Raw genomic sequence first — 17,544 nt, 5'->3', positions numbered from 1 at the left:
TTATTCTAATCTTATATCTGAAACAGATGCACCTGTTTCTATCATAGGAAATACGTTATTTTCTTTTTCTACACAAACCTCTAAGAAATAAGCTTCTTTAGATTCCATCATTTCTTTAACAGTACTCGCTAATTCTTCTCTTTTCGTAACTCTTTTTGCATCTATACTATATCCTTTTGCAATTGCTACAAAATCTGGATTGGTCATCTCTGTTGATGCGTATCTTTTATCAAAAAATAATTGCTGCCACTGACGTACCATTCCTAAAAACTCATTATTAAGCACTACTATTTTCACTGCTGTTTTATTCTGCAAAATAGTTCCTAACTCTTGAATTGTCATTTGATAACCTCCATCACCAGCAATCATCACAACCTCTCTTTCTGGCATTCCCATTTTAGCTCCAATTGCAGCAGGTAACGCAAACCCCATTGTACCTAAACCTCCAGAAGTAATATTACTTTTAGTTTTATTAAATTTAGCATAACGACAAGCAAACATTTGGTGCTGTCCAACATCAGAAACAATAATAGCATCTCCCCCAGAAGCTATATTTATTTCCTTTAAAACTTCCCCCATTGTTAAACCATCTTTCGTTGGATACAGATCTTCTTTCTTTACTTTTTCGAATTCAATAGCTTCTAGCTTCGTGAACTCTTCTAACCATTGATCGTGTTTATTTTCATTGATTAGTGGTAATATTTGAGCTAAACTCTCTTTTACATCACCTAAAACAGCAACATCTGCTTTTACATTTTTATCAATTTCGGCTGGGTCTATTTCAAAATGAATAATCTTTGCTTGTTTTGCATATCTACTTAAATCTCCTGTAACACGGTCATCAAAACGCATACCTACTGCTATTAGCAAATCGCACTCATTTGTTAATACATTAGGTGCATAATTACCATGCATTCCTACCATCCCCACATTTAATTCATGATCTGTCGGTAATGCTGACAAACCTAAAATTGTCCATGCTGATGGAATATCTGCTTTTTCAATAAATGCTCTAAATTCTTCTTCTGCTTGCCCTAAAATAACACCTTGACCAAAAACGATCATTGGTTTTTTAGCTCTATTAATTAAGGATGCTGCAGATTTTACGTCTTCTAAACTAACTTCTGGTTTAGCTTTATAACTACGTACCGAAGAACATTTTTCATATTCAAAATCAAAAGTTTCAAACTGAGCGTCTTTTGTAATATCTATTAATACAGGTCCTGGTCGACCTGATTTTGCGAGATAAAATGCCTTTGCAAAAATTTCGGGTATTTCAGAAGCTTTTGTTATTTGATAATTCCACTTAGTTACTGGTGTAGAAATACCAACAATATCAGTCTCTTGAAAAGCATCTGACCCTAATAAATGAGATGCGACTTGTCCTGTTATGCACACCATTGGTGTAGAGTCTATTTGTGCATCTGCGATGCCTGTAATTAAATTTGTAGCCCCAGGACCTGAAGTTGCAATTGCTACACCTACCTTACCAGTTGCTCTGGCAAAACCTTGTGCAGCATGTGTGGCTCCTTGCTCGTGTCGAGTAAGTACATGGTTAATTTTATCTTGGTATTTGTATAACTCATCATATACAGGCATAATTGCTCCACCGGGGTATCCATAAATTAAATCTGCTCCTTCTTCAAGTAAGCATCTTACAACAGCTTCTGCTCCAGAAATATGTATTTTCTGCTTTGAAGCTATTTCAGGTTTTGTTTGCGTTTTTGTATTCATAATTTCAGCTATTAAAATGCATCAGTTACACATCCTTTAGATGCTGATGCTACTGTTTTTGCGTATTTGTATAATATTCCTTTTTTATGCTTTAATGCAGGTACTACCCATTGTGCTTTTCTTTCTGCTAATTCCTCATCAGAAAGTAATACATTTATAGAATTGTCTTCTGCACTAATTTTAATTTTATCTCCAGTTTTAAGTAAACCAATTGTTCCTCCAGATTGTGCTTCAGGTGTAATATGCCCTACTACAAATCCGTGAGTTCCTCCTGAAAAACGACCGTCAGTAATTAATGCTACAGATTTTCCTAAACCTGCACCCATAATAAGTGAAGTTGGCTTTAACATTTCTGGCATTCCTGGCCCTCCTTTTGGTCCAACATATCTAATTACAACCACATCACCTCTTTCTACTTCTCCGTTAGAAATACCTGTATTTGCTGCCTGTTCTCCATCATATACAACTGCTTTCCCTTCAAAAAGTAATCCTTCATTCCCTGAAATTTTAGCAACAGCTCCTTCAGTAGCCAGGTTTCCATAAATTATTTGAATATTTCCTGATGTTTTTAGAGCTTTATCTTTTGGATGAATTACATCTTGATCTTCAAATTCCATCGCCTTAACATTTGCTAAGTTTTCAGCCAATGTTTTTCCCGTAACAGTTAAACAATCACCATGTAAATAACCATTCTCTAATAAATACTTCATAACGGCTGGTGTACCTCCTACTGCATGAACATCTTCCATTAAATATTTCCCTGATGGTTTTAAATCAGCAATTAATGGAGTTCTATCACTTACTTTTTGAATATCTTCTAAAGTAAAGTCAATATCAGCAGCATGTGCTATTGCTAAAAAGTGTAATACCGCGTTGGTAGAACCTCCTAAAGCATTTACTAATGCCATTGCATTTTCTAAAGATTTTTTAGATATAATATCTAAAGGTTTTAAATCTAATTCTAATAAGGTTTTAATAGCTAAAGCTGTTCTTTCTGCTTCAGATAATTTATTAGGGTTTTCTGCTGGTATTGATGAGTTATAAGGTAATGCAAACCCCATACATTCTATTGCCGACGCCATCGTATTTGCGGTATACATACCACCACATGCGCCTGCCCCAGGGATTGCTCTTTTTATAATTTCTCTATACTCATCTTCTTCTATTTCTCCTGCTACTTTTTGTCCTAAAGCTTCAAAAGCAGAAACAATATTTAGTTTCTTTCCTTTATAGTTTCCAGACGCAATTGTTCCTCCATACATCATAATTGATGGACGGTTTAAGCGTAACATTGCTATTACTGCTCCTGGCATATTTTTATCACAACCAACTACCGACACTAATGCGTCATAACTTTGCGCATTCATAACCGTTTCTATAGAGTCGGCAATAATATCTCTTGACGCTAACGAGTAATTCATTCCTGAAGTTCCCATCGAAATTCCATCAGAAACTCCAATTGTATTAAATCCTAAACCAACTAAACCTGCAATTTTTGTTTCAATTTTAACTTCTGCAGCTAAATTATTTAAATGCATGTTACATGGGTTACCATCATAGCCAGTACTTGCAATACCAACCTGGGCTTTACTCATGTCTTCATCTGTTAAACCAACTGCGTACAACATTGCTTGTGATGCTGGTTGAGATTCATCTTGTGTTAACCTACTACTGTGTTTGTTTAATTTCATTTTAACTTGCTTTACGTTTATTACGTAATCCTACTACTTCGTTTTTATATAATTTCATTAATTGATATCCGTGTGATTTTTCCCATGCTAATGGAAACTGATACTCATCTAATGATTCTAATCCTACAACTTCTGCCGCTGTTCCTGTAAAAAAACAAGCGTCCATATTTTTTAATTCTTCTAAAGTCACATGCTTTTCTTCTAATGGAATCCCATTTTCTTTACATAAATCGATTACTGTTGATCGTGTAATACCTGCCATAATATGACCTTTAGGAGGTGTATATAATTTCCCATCTTTCTCCATAAATATATTTGCCCCAGAACATTCCGCAACATTGTTATTCATATCTAACAACAAAGCCTCATCGTAACCTGCCGCTTTTACTTCATTTGACGCTAAAATAGAGTTGGTGTAATGCCCTGTTACTTTTGCTTCAACAAAGCATGATTTAGGATTTGGGCGTTGAAATTTAGATGTTTTAACTTTTAATAGTTTATTCCCCATTAACTTACCCCACTCCCAACATTGTATAATTAATTGAGAATCTTTAGCTGAAAATACACCCATATTTTCACCTACTACAATTAGAGGTCGTATATATGCATCTTGTAAATTATTTTTTTCCAACAACTCATACGTTAATCGTGTTAGCTCTTCTTCAGTATAATTAAACTCAATACTCATTACTTCGGCTCCATATTTAAGTCGTTTATAATGTTCTTCAGATTTAAATACTTTAGTTCCTTCACTCGTTTTATAAGCTCTTATACCTTCAAATACTCCATTACCATAATGCAAGCTTTGACTGTATGGATTTGATGTAGCATCTTTTGCTTTGATAAATTCTCCATCGTAAAAAATCACACTTTCCTCGTTATAATACATCTTCTCCTTTTTTAATATTCAAAATTATTTTATTGTTTCTTTACTAATTCTATTTACTTTTCATTTTAATGATGCCTATCTCACAACAAAAACACATAAATACTTAATTATCAATAATTTAAAAAATAACATCTATACTATTCAACGTATAAAAAAAACCTGTGTCAAAATTGACACAGGTTTTTTTATTGTATAGCAATAAACATCTGTATCAACTCGGTGGTGAGCTAATAATGACAATAATTAAGACTATGACTATGTTATAAATTTTATTCATTTTGCTGTAACAAAAAAGGCTTCCTAAAAATTTAGGAAGCCTTTTAATATTTATTTTTTTTAAATATACTTCCTTTATCCTTGTAAAATAATTACAATGACTACAATAGAAATAATATTTAAAATTTGTTTATTCATTTTTTGTTTTAATCTCCGTTTATAAAAAACCGATAGGCAAATATTAAATTATTTTTTTAAATAATCTAAATTATTTTCTAATAATTTAAAATTATTTTATATGTTTGCAATATGATTACACAAAAAAATAAAATACGTAGTACTGTTCCCAGTACATTTGTTCGCTTTCGCCGTCGCAGCTAAAAGCAAACAAATATTTCTTTATACGTAACTTTTATTTTTTATTCTTTGTACAATTTCAAATTCATATCAATAGTATCTGTAGTTATTCTTTCGAATAGCCCCGCAGTTGTACGCCCTATTTTCCGCCGTCGCCCTTTGGGTGCTATCTAATTTATTGAACCTAGGTGAGTCCGGTTCTTCTTTCCAAAAAATCAATTCATTTCAAATAACACAATACCTATCAAACACTTAAGTGTTTATAAAATTCATATAGGTATTCTTTAAATTCAAGAACAATGGAAATTGTTATTGCTAATAAATCACATAGTATATACGCAAAAATTATCTGTGACACTATTGCAGAGTCTGCTAATGTTAGAGGTACAGGGATTGCTAAGCGTACACCTGAATATATCATAACTAAAATAGAAAATGGCAATGCTGTTATCGCTTTAGAGAATGAAAAATTCGCGGGGTTTTGCTATATCGAATCTTGGGGGCATGGAAAATTTGTTGCCAATTCAGGCTTAATTGTACATCCAAATTTCAGAAAACAAGGGCTGGCTAAAAGAATAAAAGCAACCGTTTTTGAACATTCGAGAACAAAATTTCCTTTTGCCAAAGTCTTTTCAATAACAACAGGTTTACCTGTAATGAAATTGAATAGCGATTTAGGATATAAACCAGTTACTTTTTCAGAATTAACAAATGATCAATCTTTTTGGAAAGGCTGTCAAACCTGTCAAAACTATGATGTTTTACAAAGAACAAAACAACAAATGTGTTTATGTACAGGAATGTTATACGATCCATCAATCAAAGAAAAAAACAACACTAAAATAAAAATTAAAGAGAAAGTTTTTCAAAGATTAAAGAGAATTAAAGAAAGCCTTTTCTTAAAAAAATATAAAAAATGAAAAAATTAGTCATTGCATACAGCGGAGGTTTAGATACATCATATTGTGCCGTTAGTTTATCAAAAGCTGGATATGAAGTTCATGCTGTTAGCGTAAATACAGGTGGATTTACAGATAACGAAATTCAAGATATTGAAAAAAATGCTTATAAAATGGGAGTTACTACTTATCAGAATATTGATGCTGTCGCTACATTTTATCAAAAAGTAGTAAAATATTTAATCTACGGAAATGTATTAAAAAACAATACATATCCTTTATCTGTAAGCGCAGAAAGGATTATTCAGGCAATAGAAATTGCAAAGTATGCTAAAAGTATTAATGCAAAATATATTGCTCACGGAAGTACTGGAGCGGGAAATGATCAGGTACGTTTTGATATGATTTTTCAAACTATTGCTCCTGAAATTGAAATTATTACACCAATTAGAGACCAACAACTATCTAGACAAGAAGAAATACAATACTTAAAAGATAATGGGATTGACTTGTCTTGGGAAAAAGCAAAATACTCAGTAAATAAAGGTTTATGGGGAACAAGTGTTGGCGGAGAAGAAACATTAACTTCTGCTAAAGCATTACCTGAAAAAGCATATCCGTCTCAACTAGAAAAGAACGGAGAAGAAAAAGTAAAAATGACTTTTAAAAATGGAGAATTCATTGCTATGAACGCTATAGTTGATTCACCACAAAATAATATTCAAAAATTAAATGAATTAGCATCTAAATATGCTATTGGTAGAGATATTCATGTAGGTGATACCATTGTAGGAATAAAAGGAAGAGTTGGTTTTGAAGCAGCGGCTGCTCTAATTACAATCAAAGCACATCACTTATTAGAAAAACATACACTCACAAAATGGCAGCTACAACATAAAGAGTATCTCTCTAGTTTTTATGGAATGCATTTACATGAAGGTCAATATTTAGATCCTGTAATGAGAGATACGGAAGCTTTTTTAGAGAGTAGTCAATCAAAAGTTACAGGTGATGTGTATGTGACGCTTAAACCATACCATTTTCAGTTAGATGGTATTGCTTCTAAGCATGATTTAATGAATGCAAAATTTGGGAGTTATGGAGAAGAAAATAAAGCATGGACAGCTAATGATGCTAAAGGATTCATTAAAATTCTTGGTAATCAAAACAAAATATATCAACAAGTTAATTCTTAAAAAATGATACAAGCAGGAATTATTGGAGGAGCTGGTTATACAGCAGGTGAATTAATTAGATTATTGATACATCATTCAAGAGTTGAAATAAACTTTGTGTTTAGTACTTCAAACGCAGGAAATAAAATAAGCAATATTCATCAAGATTTAATTGGTAGTTTAGAGTTGAATTTTACGAATACAATTAATCCTAATGTTAACGTGTTGTTCTTATGTTTAGGTCATGGAAATTCTAAGAAATTTTTAGAAAGTAATACTTTTTCTGACGCTACAAAAATTATCGATTTAGGAAATGATTTTAGACTAAAGAAAGAGCAAATTTCTCAAGAAAAAACCTTCGTTTATGGTTTACCTGAGCTACAAAAAAATGCTATTATAGATGCAAAACATATTGCAAACCCAGGCTGTTTTGCTACTGCTATTCAATTAGCACTGCTTCCATTAGCTAGTGCCAATTTAATTACTAAAGATGTACATGTAAATGCTGTAACAGGTGCTACTGGTGCAGGTACTTCTTTATCTGCAACAACCCATTTTACTTGGAGAGATAATAATTTTTCGTACTACAAACCTTTTACGCATCAACATTTAGGTGAAATCAATCAATCTGTAAAAAATTTACAAACTAGTTTTGATTCTCAGATTGTATTTATGCCAAATAGAGGTGATTTTTCTAGAGGAATTTTCGCTACGGCTTACACCTATTTCAAAGGAACATTAGAAGAAGCAAAAACACTTTATAAAACATATTATAAAGAAGCAAAATTCACATTTGTGTCTGATAATGAAATACATTTAAAGCAAGTGGTAAATACCAACAAGTGTTTAATTCACTTACACAAACATGAAAATAAATTACTCGTAACAAGTGTTATTGATAATTTATTAAAAGGAGCTTCAGGACAAGCAGTACAAAACATGAATTTGATGTTCGGGTTTGAGGAAACAGCTGGACTGAATTTAAAAGCAACTTATTTTTAGAAAACGAAATGTCAGTTCAAGAGAAACGAAGCAATCCTATAAACAGATTACTTCAATCATTCTTCTTTCGTAATGACTAAAAACTAATAAAAACATGAAAATAGCAATTATAGGTACCGGAAATTTAGGTAAATCTATTGCAAAAGGATTAATAACAACCAATGCAATAACTTCTTTGTATTTAACAAGAAGAAAACTAGATACCATTAAAGAGTTTGAAGGGTATAAAAATGTTAGTTTAACAACTAATAATTCAGAAGCTGTTCAAAATTCAGACATTATTATTTTAGCTGTTCAACCAGCGCATTTAAAAGAAGTTTTAAATGAGACTCAACCTTTATTAAAAGAAAATCACATTATTATTTCTACCATTACTGGTTTTTCAATTACTCAAATTGAAGAGATTGTTGGAGTAAATAATTTTATTATTAGAGCAATGCCTAATACTGCAATTGCAGTTGGTAAATCGATGACTTGTTTGTGTGGAAACACCAAAGGATTGGAAAGAATAAAAGTAGCCGAAGCTGTTTTTAACAGACTAGGTACTTCTATTGTTATTCCAGAATCTAAAATGCAAGCTGCAACCGTAGTTTGTGCAAGCGGAATTGCTTTTTGGATGCGGATGATAAGAGCAACAACTCAGGCTGCTATTCAATTAGGTTTTGATGCCAAAGAAGCACAAGAATTAGCCATGCATACTTGTGATGGTGCTGCAAACTTATTAATTACAACAAGAAATCATCCAGAACAAGAAATAGATAAAGTTACAACGCCTAAAGGCTGTACTATTGAAGGGCTGAATGAAATGGAACACCAAGGATTGAGTTCTTCATTAATACAAGGAATGGTTACCTCATATAATAAAATTAACACCATAAAAACGGAGCAATTATGAGTTTATTTAATGTATATCCGCTATTTAATATTACTCCCGTAAAAGCAAAAGATATTAATGTGTATGATGAAAATGGTACAGAATATTTAGACTTATACGGAGGGCATGCTGTTATTTCTATTGGACATTCTCACCCAACATATGTAAAGAATATCAGTAATCAAGTAAGTAATTTGGGCTTCTACAGTAACTCAATTCAAAATCCGTTACAAACAAAATTAGCTGATGAGTTAATAAAGCAATCTAATTGTAAAGATTATCAATTGTTTTTATGCAATTCAGGAGCTGAAGCAAATGAAAATGCCTTAAAACTAGCTTCTTTTCACACCAATAAAAAGAAAATTATTGCTTTTAAAAATGGTTTTCATGGTAGAACATCTGCTGCGGTTGCTGCAACAGATAACACTAAGATTGTTGCTCCAATTAATGCACAGCAAGAGGTTGAATTTTTCGAGTTAGGTGATTTACAATCTATAGAAAAAGCATTACAAAAAGAAGATGTTTGTGCTGTAATTATTGAATGTATTCAAGGAGTTGGAGGTTTAGATGAAAGTACCACTACTTTCTATCAGGGCTTAGATAAATTATGTAAACAATACAAAGTAATGTTTATAGTAGATGAAGTACAATCTGGTTTTGGAAGAACAGGTGATTTTTTTGCTTTTCAAAAGCATAATATTACCCCAGATGTTATCTCAATGGCAAAAGGAATGGGAAATGGTTTTCCTATTGGCGGAATTTTAATTCATCCTTCAATTGAAGCTTCTTATGGTTTATTAGGAACTACTTTTGGTGGGAATCATTTAGCTTGTGTAGCTTCTTTAGCTGTTTTAACTGTTTTAAAAGAAGAGCGTTTACTCAAAAACGTAAACCTAATTTCTGAATACTTTATTGAAAAAGCAGCAGAAATTCCAGCAATAAAAAAAATAAAAGGAAGAGGTTTAATGCTTGGAATAGAATTTAATTTTCCAATTGCATCGTTAAGAAAAGAACTAATTTTTAAACATCATATTTTTACAGGAAGTGCTAAAAATCCTAATTTACTAAGGATTCTTCCTCCATTAACAATCAAAAAACAACATGTTGATCAGTTTTTTGATGCCGTAAAAAAGGAATTGAGTAATTAAAAACCTCTCGACTGCACTCGAGGAGACATTGATTTGTCTGATTGATCATTACTGAAATTAAAATATTTTTTAATTGAAAGTAGCAAACGCAGTTTGTCGAGACCTATAGAATTATAGTATGAAAAAATATACCAATATAAACGATATAAAAAATGTTTCTAAAATTATTCAAGAAGCAATTCAATTAAAAGAAACCCCCTTTCTATTTGAAAATTTAGGAAAACATAAAACATTGGTAATGTTGTTTTTCAATTCTAGCTTAAGAACAAGGTTAAGTACAGAAAAGGCAGCGAAAAATTTAGGTATGCAAGTAATGATATTAAATGTTAATGATACTTGGAATTTAGAATTTGAAGATGGTACAGTTATGAATTTAAATTCATCTGAACATGTAAAGGAGGCTGCTCAAGTAATTTCTCAATACGCAGACATTATAGCTATAAGAGCATTTTCATCCTTAAAAAATAAAGAAAAAGATGAATCTGAATTTATATTAAATAGCTTTATAAAATATGCAACAGTTCCGATTGTAAATATGGAAAGTTCAACAGCGCATCCTTTACAAGCTTTAACAGATGCAATTACCATTGAAGAGTTAAAAACAAAACCAAAACCAAAAGTTGTATTGTCTTGGGCTCCGCATCCTAAAGCATTACCTCATGCTGTTGCTAATTCGTTTGTTAAAATGATGCAAAAAACTGCTGTTGATTTTTATATTACGCATCCGAAAGGTTATGAACTGAACCCTGAAATCACAAGAAATACGCCTATTAATCATAATCAAGAAGAAGCTCTTAGAAATGCTGATTTTGTGTACGTAAAAAACTGGAGTAGCTACACAGATTATGGTGAAATTATTTCTCAAGACCAGAATTGGATGCTTACAAAAGAAAAAATAGGCACAGCAAAGTTTATGCATTGTTTACCTGTAAGAAGAAATGTGGTAGTTGAAGATAGTGTGTTAGATAGTAAAAATTCTGTCGTAATTCATGAGGCAAATAACAGAACGTACGCAGCTCAGATTGTGCTAAAAAAAATAATAGAAAATCTTTAAAAAGAACGTCATTCTTAATTTATTTCAGAATCGCATAAATAGAATAATGAGAAGCTGAATCAAATTTAGCTTGACGATATAAAATTTTAAATATGGAAACATTAAAAATCATAAAAATAGGAGGAAATATTATAGACAATCCAATAGCATTAGATAATTTCCTAATTGAGTTTTCTAAAATTGAAGCTCCAAAAATATTAGTACATGGTGGCGGTAAGTTAGCTACAAAGCTAGCGCAACAAATGAATGTAAAAGTTGAAATGGTTGATGGCAGAAGAATAACGAACACAGAAACATTAGATATAATTACGATGGTATATGCAGGAAAAATCAACAAAACAATTGTGGCTTCTTTACAACAAAAATCAAACAATGCTGTAGGTTTTACAGGTGCTGATGGCAATACAATTCTTTCAGTAAAAAGACCTGTAAAAGAAATAGATTATGGATTTGCTGGCGATATAATTAATGTAGACACTACTGTCTTAAACACATTATTAAACATAGGCGTTACACCTGTTTTTTGCGCTATTACTCATGATAATAATGGGCAATTATTAAACACTAATGCAGATACAATTGCTTCAGAATTAGCCATTGGTTTTGCTAAGAAATATCAAACAGAATTGTATTACTGTTTTGAAAAAAATGGTGTTTTATTAGATATAAACAATGATGATTCTGTAGTAGAAAATATTACTACAAAAAAATATGAAGAATTATTGGCAAAGAACATTATTGCAGACGGAATGTTACCAAAAATGAATAATTGCTTCCATGCAATCAATCAGCAAGTGCATAAAGTTTGTATCGGAAAATCAGAAATGTTATACAATCATAATTCAAAATTTACAACAATACAAGCTTAATGAAAACACAACAAGAATTAACGCTTGAAGCGATCGAATTATTAAAAAACTTAATAGAAACGCCTTCTTTTTCATCAGAAGAGAACCAAACAGCATTGCTTTTAGAAAACTGGTTTATCAGCAATACTATTCCTTTTAAAAGAAACGTACATAATATTTGGGCTGTTAATAGATATTATGATGAAAGTAAACCTACCTTACTTTTAAATTCACATCACGATACCGTGAAGCCTAATAATGGTTATACGAAAGATCCTTTTAAAGCAATTATTGAAGATGGAAAACTATATGGCTTAGGAAGTAATGATGCTGGTGGCTGTTTGGTTTCACTATTAGCTACTTTCACTCATTTTTATCATGAAAAAGACCTAACATATAATTTAGTAATTGTAGCGTCTGCAGAAGAAGAAAGTAGTGGTGATAATGGTTTAAATAGTATGCTATCTATCATTCCGAATATTGATGTTGCTATTGTTGGCGAACCAACTTTAATGAATTTAGCAGTTGCAGAAAAAGGATTGGTTGTTTTTGATGCTATCGTAAAAGGTACTCCAAGTCATGCTGCACACCCTAATACAAATAATGCCATTTATAATAGTATTAATGTTTTAAAGTGGTTTGAAAATTATCAGTTTAAAAAATCATCTGATGCTTTAGGCGATGTAAAAATGACTGTTACACAAATAAATGCAGGTAAGCAACATAATGCAATTCCTTCAGAAGTAAAACTAGTTGTTGATGTGCGTGTTAATGATAAATATACAAATCAAGAAATTGTAAATATTCTACAACAAGAATCTCCTTGTGATACTATTGAACCACGTGGAATTAAATTGAGCTCTTCTTCAATTCCGATTAATCATGAATTGATAAAAGCAGGAATTTCTTTAGGAAGAAAAACTTATGGCTCTCCTACCCTATCAGATCAGTCTGTATTAAGTTGTCCTTCTTTAAAATTGGGCCCTGGTGATAGTACACGTTCTCATACAGCAGATGAATTTATTTATTTACATGAAATTAAAGAAGGTATTAAAATTTATATCAATCTATTAAATAAAGTAATTGTTTAAAAAATAAGTAATCGTCATAACGAAGAAGTATAGAAAAGTTATCTCTTAATTAATTATGAGATTGCTTCGTGCCTCGCATTGACAATAAAACATAAAGAATATGAAACTTTGGGATAAAGGATTAACCATAGACAAAAAAATAGAACAGTTTACTGTCGGAAACGATAGAGAGATTGACATGCATATAGCAAAATACGATGTGCAAGCATCTTTAGCACATGCAAAAATGTTGCATAAAATTGAAATAATCAATTCAGATGAATTACAAAAACTAGAAGAAGGGCTTGATGAAATGAAACATCAAATTGAAAATAATACGTTTGAAATTGAAAATTATTTTGAAGATATACATTCTAAAATAGAATTTGAATTAACTAAAAAATATGGAGATGTTGGTAAGAAGATTCACACTGCCCGTTCTAGAAACGACCAAGTTTTAGTTGCCTTACATTTATATTACAAACAAAACATAGCTGACGTAATTCAACAAACGAATACTTTATTTAATACTTTATTAGATTTATCAGAAACATACAAAGATAATTTATTACCAGGTTATACACATTTACAAGTAGCAATGCCTTCTTCTTTTGGTTTATGGTTTTCAGCTTATGCCGAAGTATTAATAGACGATGTATATTTGTTAGAGGCCGCTTTTAAAGTGGTAGATCAAAACCCTTTAGGCTCTGCTGCTGGTTATGGAAGTTCTTTTCCGATTGATAGAGATTTTACAACCCAAGAATTAAATTTTTCTACATTAAAATACAATGTCGTTGCTGCTCAAATGAGCAGAGGAAAAAGCGAGCGAACAATTGCAGCGGCTTTAGGAGGATTATGTAACACTTTAGCTCGTTTTTCGATGGATATCTGCTTGTATATGAGTCAAAATTTTGGCTTTATTTCCTTTCCAGATGAGTTAACTACAGGAAGCAGTATTATGCCACATAAAAAGAATCCTGATGTATTTGAATTGATTAGAGGTAAATGTAATAAAATACAGGCATTGCAAACTGAAATGATTTTAATTACTAATAATTTACCGAGTGGTTATCATAGAGATTTTCAATTATTAAAAGAAAATATGATTACTGCTTTTGAAGAAGTTAAAAACATTTTAGAAATTTTTAATTTTTCAATCAAACAAATTATTGTTAAAGATGTAAATCCAAATGATGAAAAATACAAATTTTTATTTACGGTTGATAATATGAATACATTGGTAGAAAACGGGATGACCTATAGAGATGCTTATAAAAATATTGGTGCTAAAGTTGAAAATGGAACATACAAACCAGATACTTCAAAGAAGCATTCTCATATTGGAAGTATTCATAATTTAAGTTTAAATAAGATTCGAGATAAGTTTCCAAGTTAAAAGAGAAACAAAAAAACTAGGGTTAAATTATATAATTTAACCCTAGTTTTTAAAATATGAAAATTTACAGAATAGTATGTGTCCCTTTTACAAAACACCATATTTGACTTAAATTAGTTTCCGTAAATTATTTTCTTTTTATCACACTTTTCTTCTTCTCCAATAATACATTTTTCAGTTGCACTACTATTCTTTCTTCTCTTCTTAAAGTTTTTTCTTAAAAAGAGTAAAAAATTATTTCTTTTACTTAGCTTTCTTTGTGCTTTTTTTTCAGCTTCTTGTCTTACTTTAATACTCTTTTCACCCCCAACAATATAAAAATAAGACCTCCTATTTTTTTGATGCTCTTCTTCTGTACACTTATTTTTATTAGCATTAGTACAATCATTAAGTAATCTATCTTCACCGTATCCTACAGCTTCTTTAATTCTCTTTTTAGAAATACCTCTTAATAATATGTAATCTCTAGTAGCTTTTGCTCTCTTATCAGATAATATTCTGTTGTAATTACTACGTCCTCTACTATCAGTATGAGATTCTATTCTAATAACTATCTCTGGGTGGTTATTCATGACAGTTACAATATTCTCTAATTCATATTCAGCATCGGCTCTAATAACTGATTTATTGAAGTCAAAAAATATAGGGTTAATTACTATTTGATTACCTATAATTAAAGGGATCAATTCTAAATCTGCTTTAGTAATTTTTTCTCTAATAACATTAACCTTCTTTTTACTAGTTGATTTATGATCTAATTTACTTGCAAAAACAGTATACGTATTATCGCATAAAACTTCTTTAAATAAATACTTTCCATTGCTATCTGATATTGCTTCTTTCTGAATTTCTCCTTTGCTATTAAATAGCTTTACAAGTGCTCCGTCGATTGGTTTGTTAGTTTTAGTAGCTCTAACTACTCCTTCAATTGACTGAGTACATATTTTTAGTTCGGTATATAAATAGAAACTATAAATATCGTCATCACCTTTTCCATTTTTTCTATTTGAAGAAAAGAAACCTTTTTTACCTTCTTCATTTATATAAAATGAAAAATCGTCTCTTTTACTATTAAACGGATGCCCCATATTTTTAGGGATTGAGAATATTGAATCTTTATTTATTTTTGATTTAAAAATATCTAAAAGCCCTAATCCTAAATGTCCGTTTGATGAGAAATACAAAGTACTATCAGCCCCTATAAAAGGAAACATTTCTTTATCTGAAGTATTTATTGTTTTTCCTAAATTTACAGGAGTTCCATAATTATTACCCTCTTCAACAGAAACTTTATAAATATCTGTACTTCCAAAACCTCCAGGCATATTAGATACAAAATATAACGTTTTTTCATCTAAACTTAAAGCAGGGTGCCCAACAGAGTACTCATCATTATTAAATGGTAATTCTGTTACATTAACCCAATAACCGTTTACAAAACTTGCTTTAAAAATTTTTAAATTTGATGTATTTTTCTTATCCCTCTTTACCTTTTTTCCATTTACATTATTTCGTGTAAAATAAATAGTTTTTCCATCTTTTGTAAAAACAGGTGTAGACTCGTGAAACTCTGAAGTAATAGGTATTTCTATTAAACGGTGGTTAACCAAAGTTAAAACAGTATCTTTTTCATTTTCTTCTAAGCTTTTAATATCCTCATCAGCTTTATAAATATTTAAAAAAGGTTGATTGTTCCATTTATAAATACGTTCTTTTTTTACACCCTTTGGAACTGCTGAAGTATAATAAGATTTTCCATTGAGTATAAATCCTCCGAAATCAGAATACTCTGTATTAATTGCTAAATTTCGAACCCCAATACGTGCCTTATTATTAGAAAAATCTGATAAATAATTTTCTCTTTTTAATTCTTCTTTTCTATTATTTTTGTCTGAAGAAGTTAATTCTAAAAAAATAGAATCTGATTTTTTATATTTACCATTACTTCTTAATACTTGAGCATATTTAAATAAATGTTTATCTTCTAAATCTTTTTTATACTTAAATAATAACTCTTTGTACCAAAACTCTGCTTCTTCTGTATCAGCATTATTATAATACGATTCTGCTAAACGACTTAAAATATGTTTAGAACTATCAGCTTTTTTTTCTATTAAGGCTTTGTATAGTTTAGCTGATTGTAAGTATGAAAATTCTTCAAAATATCGATCTGCAACCTTCTGTTTTTGCCCGTAACTTTTTACTGTTATTACTAATAGTATTAGTAATATCATCTTTTTAAAATTCATTGAATGTGTTTTTTTAGAAAAATCTAGGGGATCTATATTTTATATCTCTTAAGAGTTGATACTGTAACATAATTTCATGTGTTCCTGTATTTGTTACATTATAATTAGAAGTTGTTAAGTCATATGAATAACCAATAAGTAATTCATCAGAAACTTGAAAACCTAAAAGAGCACTTATAGAGTCATCCCATCTCCAACCTAAACCTATTCTAAATTTTTCATTAAATAATAAATTTGCAGATACATCTAATGATAATGGCGCCCCAGATACTGCCTTTAGTAAAGCGGCTGGTTTAAATTTTAAATCTTCATTTATATCATATACATAACCTGCTATTAAGAAAAAGTGCATTCTCTCAACCGCAGTTATTTGTTTAGTTGATAAATCTTCATCATAATGTTCTTTTCTTAAAATATTTGGTACTGATAATCCAACATACCATTGTGGTTCATGGTAGTAAATTCCGGCTCCGATTGTTGGCAAAAATTTATTAATGTTCTCTTTAAAAGCTAACTCATCTTGATTTGCTTTTCCTTTAGACCAGTCAATATTTAACAATCTACCTCCTAAACGTAAACCAAAAGCTAAATTACCTTCTTCACCTGTTTCAATAGTGTATGATAAATTAGCGTCTAAATAAATTTCTTTAGATGGCCCTATTTCATCGTTCATTAAGTTAATACCTAACCCCAATCCAGAATAACCCAAAGGAGTGTCATAACTTAAATTTTGAGTATTTGGCGCACCATCAAAACCAACCCATTGCGTTCTACCTATTGCTGTAATAACAGCATTACCTCTAGAACCTGCATATGCAGGATTAACACTTGTTGTATTATACATGTACTGCGTATATTGTGGGTCTTGCTGTGCTTGTATTGTAGTAATAACACTAAATACACTTATCAAAATTAAATTTAAAACTAATTTCATTTTATATA

At 30.8% G+C, this 17,544-nt stretch carries 14 protein-coding genes; 9 read left to right on the top strand and 5 right to left on the bottom strand.

Translation table 11 applies throughout. The features are described 5' to 3' along the window. Genes ilvB through CXF68_RS10310 form a run of 3 tightly spaced genes read right to left on the bottom strand, consistent with a single transcriptional unit; the run spans nucleotide 1 to nucleotide 4,314 of the window. Entirely contained in the window at nucleotides 1–1,734 is a 1,734-nt protein-coding gene (gene ilvB / locus CXF68_RS10320; RefSeq protein WP_101044388.1) for a biosynthetic-type acetolactate synthase large subunit, read from the bottom strand. Nucleotides 1,735–1,745: 11 nt separating this feature from the next. Beyond that, nucleotides 1,746–3,425 (bottom strand): dihydroxy-acid dehydratase, encoded by a 1,680-nt coding sequence (ilvD, locus tag CXF68_RS10315; RefSeq protein WP_101044386.1) that lies wholly within the window; start codon nucleotides 3,423–3,425, stop codon nucleotides 1,746–1,748. Between the two features lies 1 nt (nucleotide 3,426). Next, nucleotides 3,427–4,314, bottom strand: a complete 888-nt coding sequence (locus CXF68_RS10310; RefSeq protein ID WP_101044384.1) for a branched-chain amino acid transaminase — start codon at nucleotides 4,312–4,314, stop codon at nucleotides 3,427–3,429. 872 nt (nucleotides 4,315–5,186) lie between these two features. Between CXF68_RS10310 and CXF68_RS10305 the strand changes: the two genes are divergently transcribed. From CXF68_RS10305 to argH, 9 genes are all read left to right on the top strand, one after another. Beyond that, nucleotides 5,187–5,807 carry a GNAT family N-acetyltransferase gene (locus CXF68_RS10305; protein ID WP_101044382.1) on the top strand — a complete coding sequence of 207 codons (621 nt, stop codon included), beginning with the start codon at nucleotides 5,187–5,189 and terminating at the stop codon, nucleotides 5,805–5,807. Further along, nucleotides 5,804–6,982, top strand: a complete 1,179-nt coding sequence (locus tag CXF68_RS10300; RefSeq protein WP_101044380.1) for an argininosuccinate synthase — start codon at nucleotides 5,804–5,806, stop codon at nucleotides 6,980–6,982. Before CXF68_RS10305 ends, CXF68_RS10300 begins: the two co-directional genes overlap by 4 nt. 3 nt (nucleotides 6,983–6,985) lie before the next feature. Next, nucleotides 6,986–7,963 (top strand): N-acetyl-gamma-glutamyl-phosphate reductase, encoded by a 978-nt coding sequence (gene argC / locus CXF68_RS10295; RefSeq protein ID WP_101044378.1) that lies wholly within the window; start codon nucleotides 6,986–6,988, stop codon nucleotides 7,961–7,963. Nucleotides 7,964–8,057: 94 nt separating this feature from the next. Then, nucleotides 8,058–8,858 carry a pyrroline-5-carboxylate reductase gene (gene proC, locus CXF68_RS10290; RefSeq protein WP_101044376.1) on the top strand — a complete coding sequence of 267 codons (801 nt, stop codon included), beginning with the start codon at nucleotides 8,058–8,060 and terminating at the stop codon, nucleotides 8,856–8,858. Beyond that, a complete protein-coding gene (locus tag CXF68_RS10285) occupies nucleotides 8,855–9,985 on the top strand; it encodes an aspartate aminotransferase family protein (protein WP_101044374.1) in 1,131 nt (376 codons plus the stop codon). Before proC ends, CXF68_RS10285 begins: the two co-directional genes overlap by 4 nt. Before the next feature lie 118 nt (nucleotides 9,986–10,103). Beyond that, the gene (locus CXF68_RS10280) at nucleotides 10,104–11,039 is read left to right on the top strand and encodes an acetylornithine carbamoyltransferase (RefSeq protein WP_101044372.1); all 936 of its coding nucleotides are present in this window, start codon (nucleotides 10,104–10,106) and stop codon (nucleotides 11,037–11,039) included. 92 nt (nucleotides 11,040–11,131) lie between these two features. Then, entirely contained in the window at nucleotides 11,132–11,908 is a 777-nt protein-coding gene (gene argB / locus CXF68_RS10275) for an acetylglutamate kinase (protein WP_101044370.1), read from the top strand. Further along, nucleotides 11,908–12,978, top strand: a complete 1,071-nt coding sequence (locus tag CXF68_RS10270; RefSeq protein WP_101044368.1) for a M20 family metallo-hydrolase — start codon at nucleotides 11,908–11,910, stop codon at nucleotides 12,976–12,978. Before argB ends, CXF68_RS10270 begins: the two co-directional genes overlap by 1 nt. Before the next feature lie 100 nt (nucleotides 12,979–13,078). Then, the gene (gene argH, locus CXF68_RS10265) at nucleotides 13,079–14,353 is read left to right on the top strand and encodes an argininosuccinate lyase (protein ID WP_101044366.1); all 1,275 of its coding nucleotides are present in this window, start codon (nucleotides 13,079–13,081) and stop codon (nucleotides 14,351–14,353) included. 113 nt (nucleotides 14,354–14,466) lie between these two features. On the opposite strand, the gene CXF68_RS10260 is transcribed toward argH, so the two are convergent. Together CXF68_RS10260 and CXF68_RS10255 are read right to left on the bottom strand one after the other, a co-directional pair. Next, a complete protein-coding gene (locus CXF68_RS10260; RefSeq protein WP_101044364.1) occupies nucleotides 14,467–16,602 on the bottom strand; it encodes an OmpA family protein in 2,136 nt (711 codons plus the stop codon). A gap of 13 nt (nucleotides 16,603–16,615) precedes the next feature. Beyond that, nucleotides 16,616–17,536, bottom strand: a complete 921-nt coding sequence (locus tag CXF68_RS10255; RefSeq protein WP_101047458.1) for a type IX secretion system membrane protein PorP/SprF — start codon at nucleotides 17,534–17,536, stop codon at nucleotides 16,616–16,618. Between the last annotated feature and the right edge of the window lie 8 nt (nucleotides 17,537–17,544).

It is taken from the genome of Tenacibaculum sp. Bg11-29 (genome assembly GCF_002836595.1).
GTDB lineage: Bacteria > Bacteroidota > Bacteroidia > Flavobacteriales > Flavobacteriaceae > Polaribacter.
Note: the sequence above shows the minus strand (reverse complement) of the source record. Positions and strands in the feature narration are given on the sequence as shown.

Bases quoted from the DNA above. Each gene is read 5' to 3' on its own strand.
- CXF68_RS10280 (WP_101044372.1), top strand. From the start codon at position 10,104: ATGAAAAAATATACCAATATAAACGATATAAAAAATGTTTCTAAAATT.
- ilvB (WP_101044388.1), bottom strand. From the start codon at position 1,734: ATGAATACAAAAACGCAAACAAAACCTGAAATAGCTTCAAAGCAGAAA.
- CXF68_RS10285 (WP_101044374.1), top strand. From the start codon at position 8,855: ATGAGTTTATTTAATGTATATCCGCTATTTAATATTACTCCCGTAAAA.
- CXF68_RS10255 (WP_101047458.1), bottom strand. From the start codon at position 17,536: ATGAAATTAGTTTTAAATTTAATTTTGATAAGTGTATTTAGTGTTATT.
- ilvD (WP_101044386.1), bottom strand. From the start codon at position 3,425: ATGAAATTAAACAAACACAGTAGTAGGTTAACACAAGATGAATCTCAA.
- proC (WP_101044376.1), top strand. From the start codon at position 8,058: ATGAAAATAGCAATTATAGGTACCGGAAATTTAGGTAAATCTATTGCA.
- CXF68_RS10300 (WP_101044380.1), top strand. From the start codon at position 5,804: ATGAAAAAATTAGTCATTGCATACAGCGGAGGTTTAGATACATCATAT.
- CXF68_RS10310 (WP_101044384.1), bottom strand. From the start codon at position 4,314: ATGTATTATAACGAGGAAAGTGTGATTTTTTACGATGGAGAATTTATC.
- argB (WP_101044370.1), top strand. From the start codon at position 11,132: ATGGAAACATTAAAAATCATAAAAATAGGAGGAAATATTATAGACAAT.
- CXF68_RS10305 (WP_101044382.1), top strand. From the start codon at position 5,187: ATGGAAATTGTTATTGCTAATAAATCACATAGTATATACGCAAAAATT.
- CXF68_RS10260 (WP_101044364.1), bottom strand. From the start codon at position 16,602: ATGAATTTTAAAAAGATGATATTACTAATACTATTAGTAATAACAGTA.
- argC (WP_101044378.1), top strand. From the start codon at position 6,986: ATGATACAAGCAGGAATTATTGGAGGAGCTGGTTATACAGCAGGTGAA.
- argH (WP_101044366.1), top strand. From the start codon at position 13,079: ATGAAACTTTGGGATAAAGGATTAACCATAGACAAAAAAATAGAACAG.
- CXF68_RS10270 (WP_101044368.1), top strand. From the start codon at position 11,908: ATGAAAACACAACAAGAATTAACGCTTGAAGCGATCGAATTATTAAAA.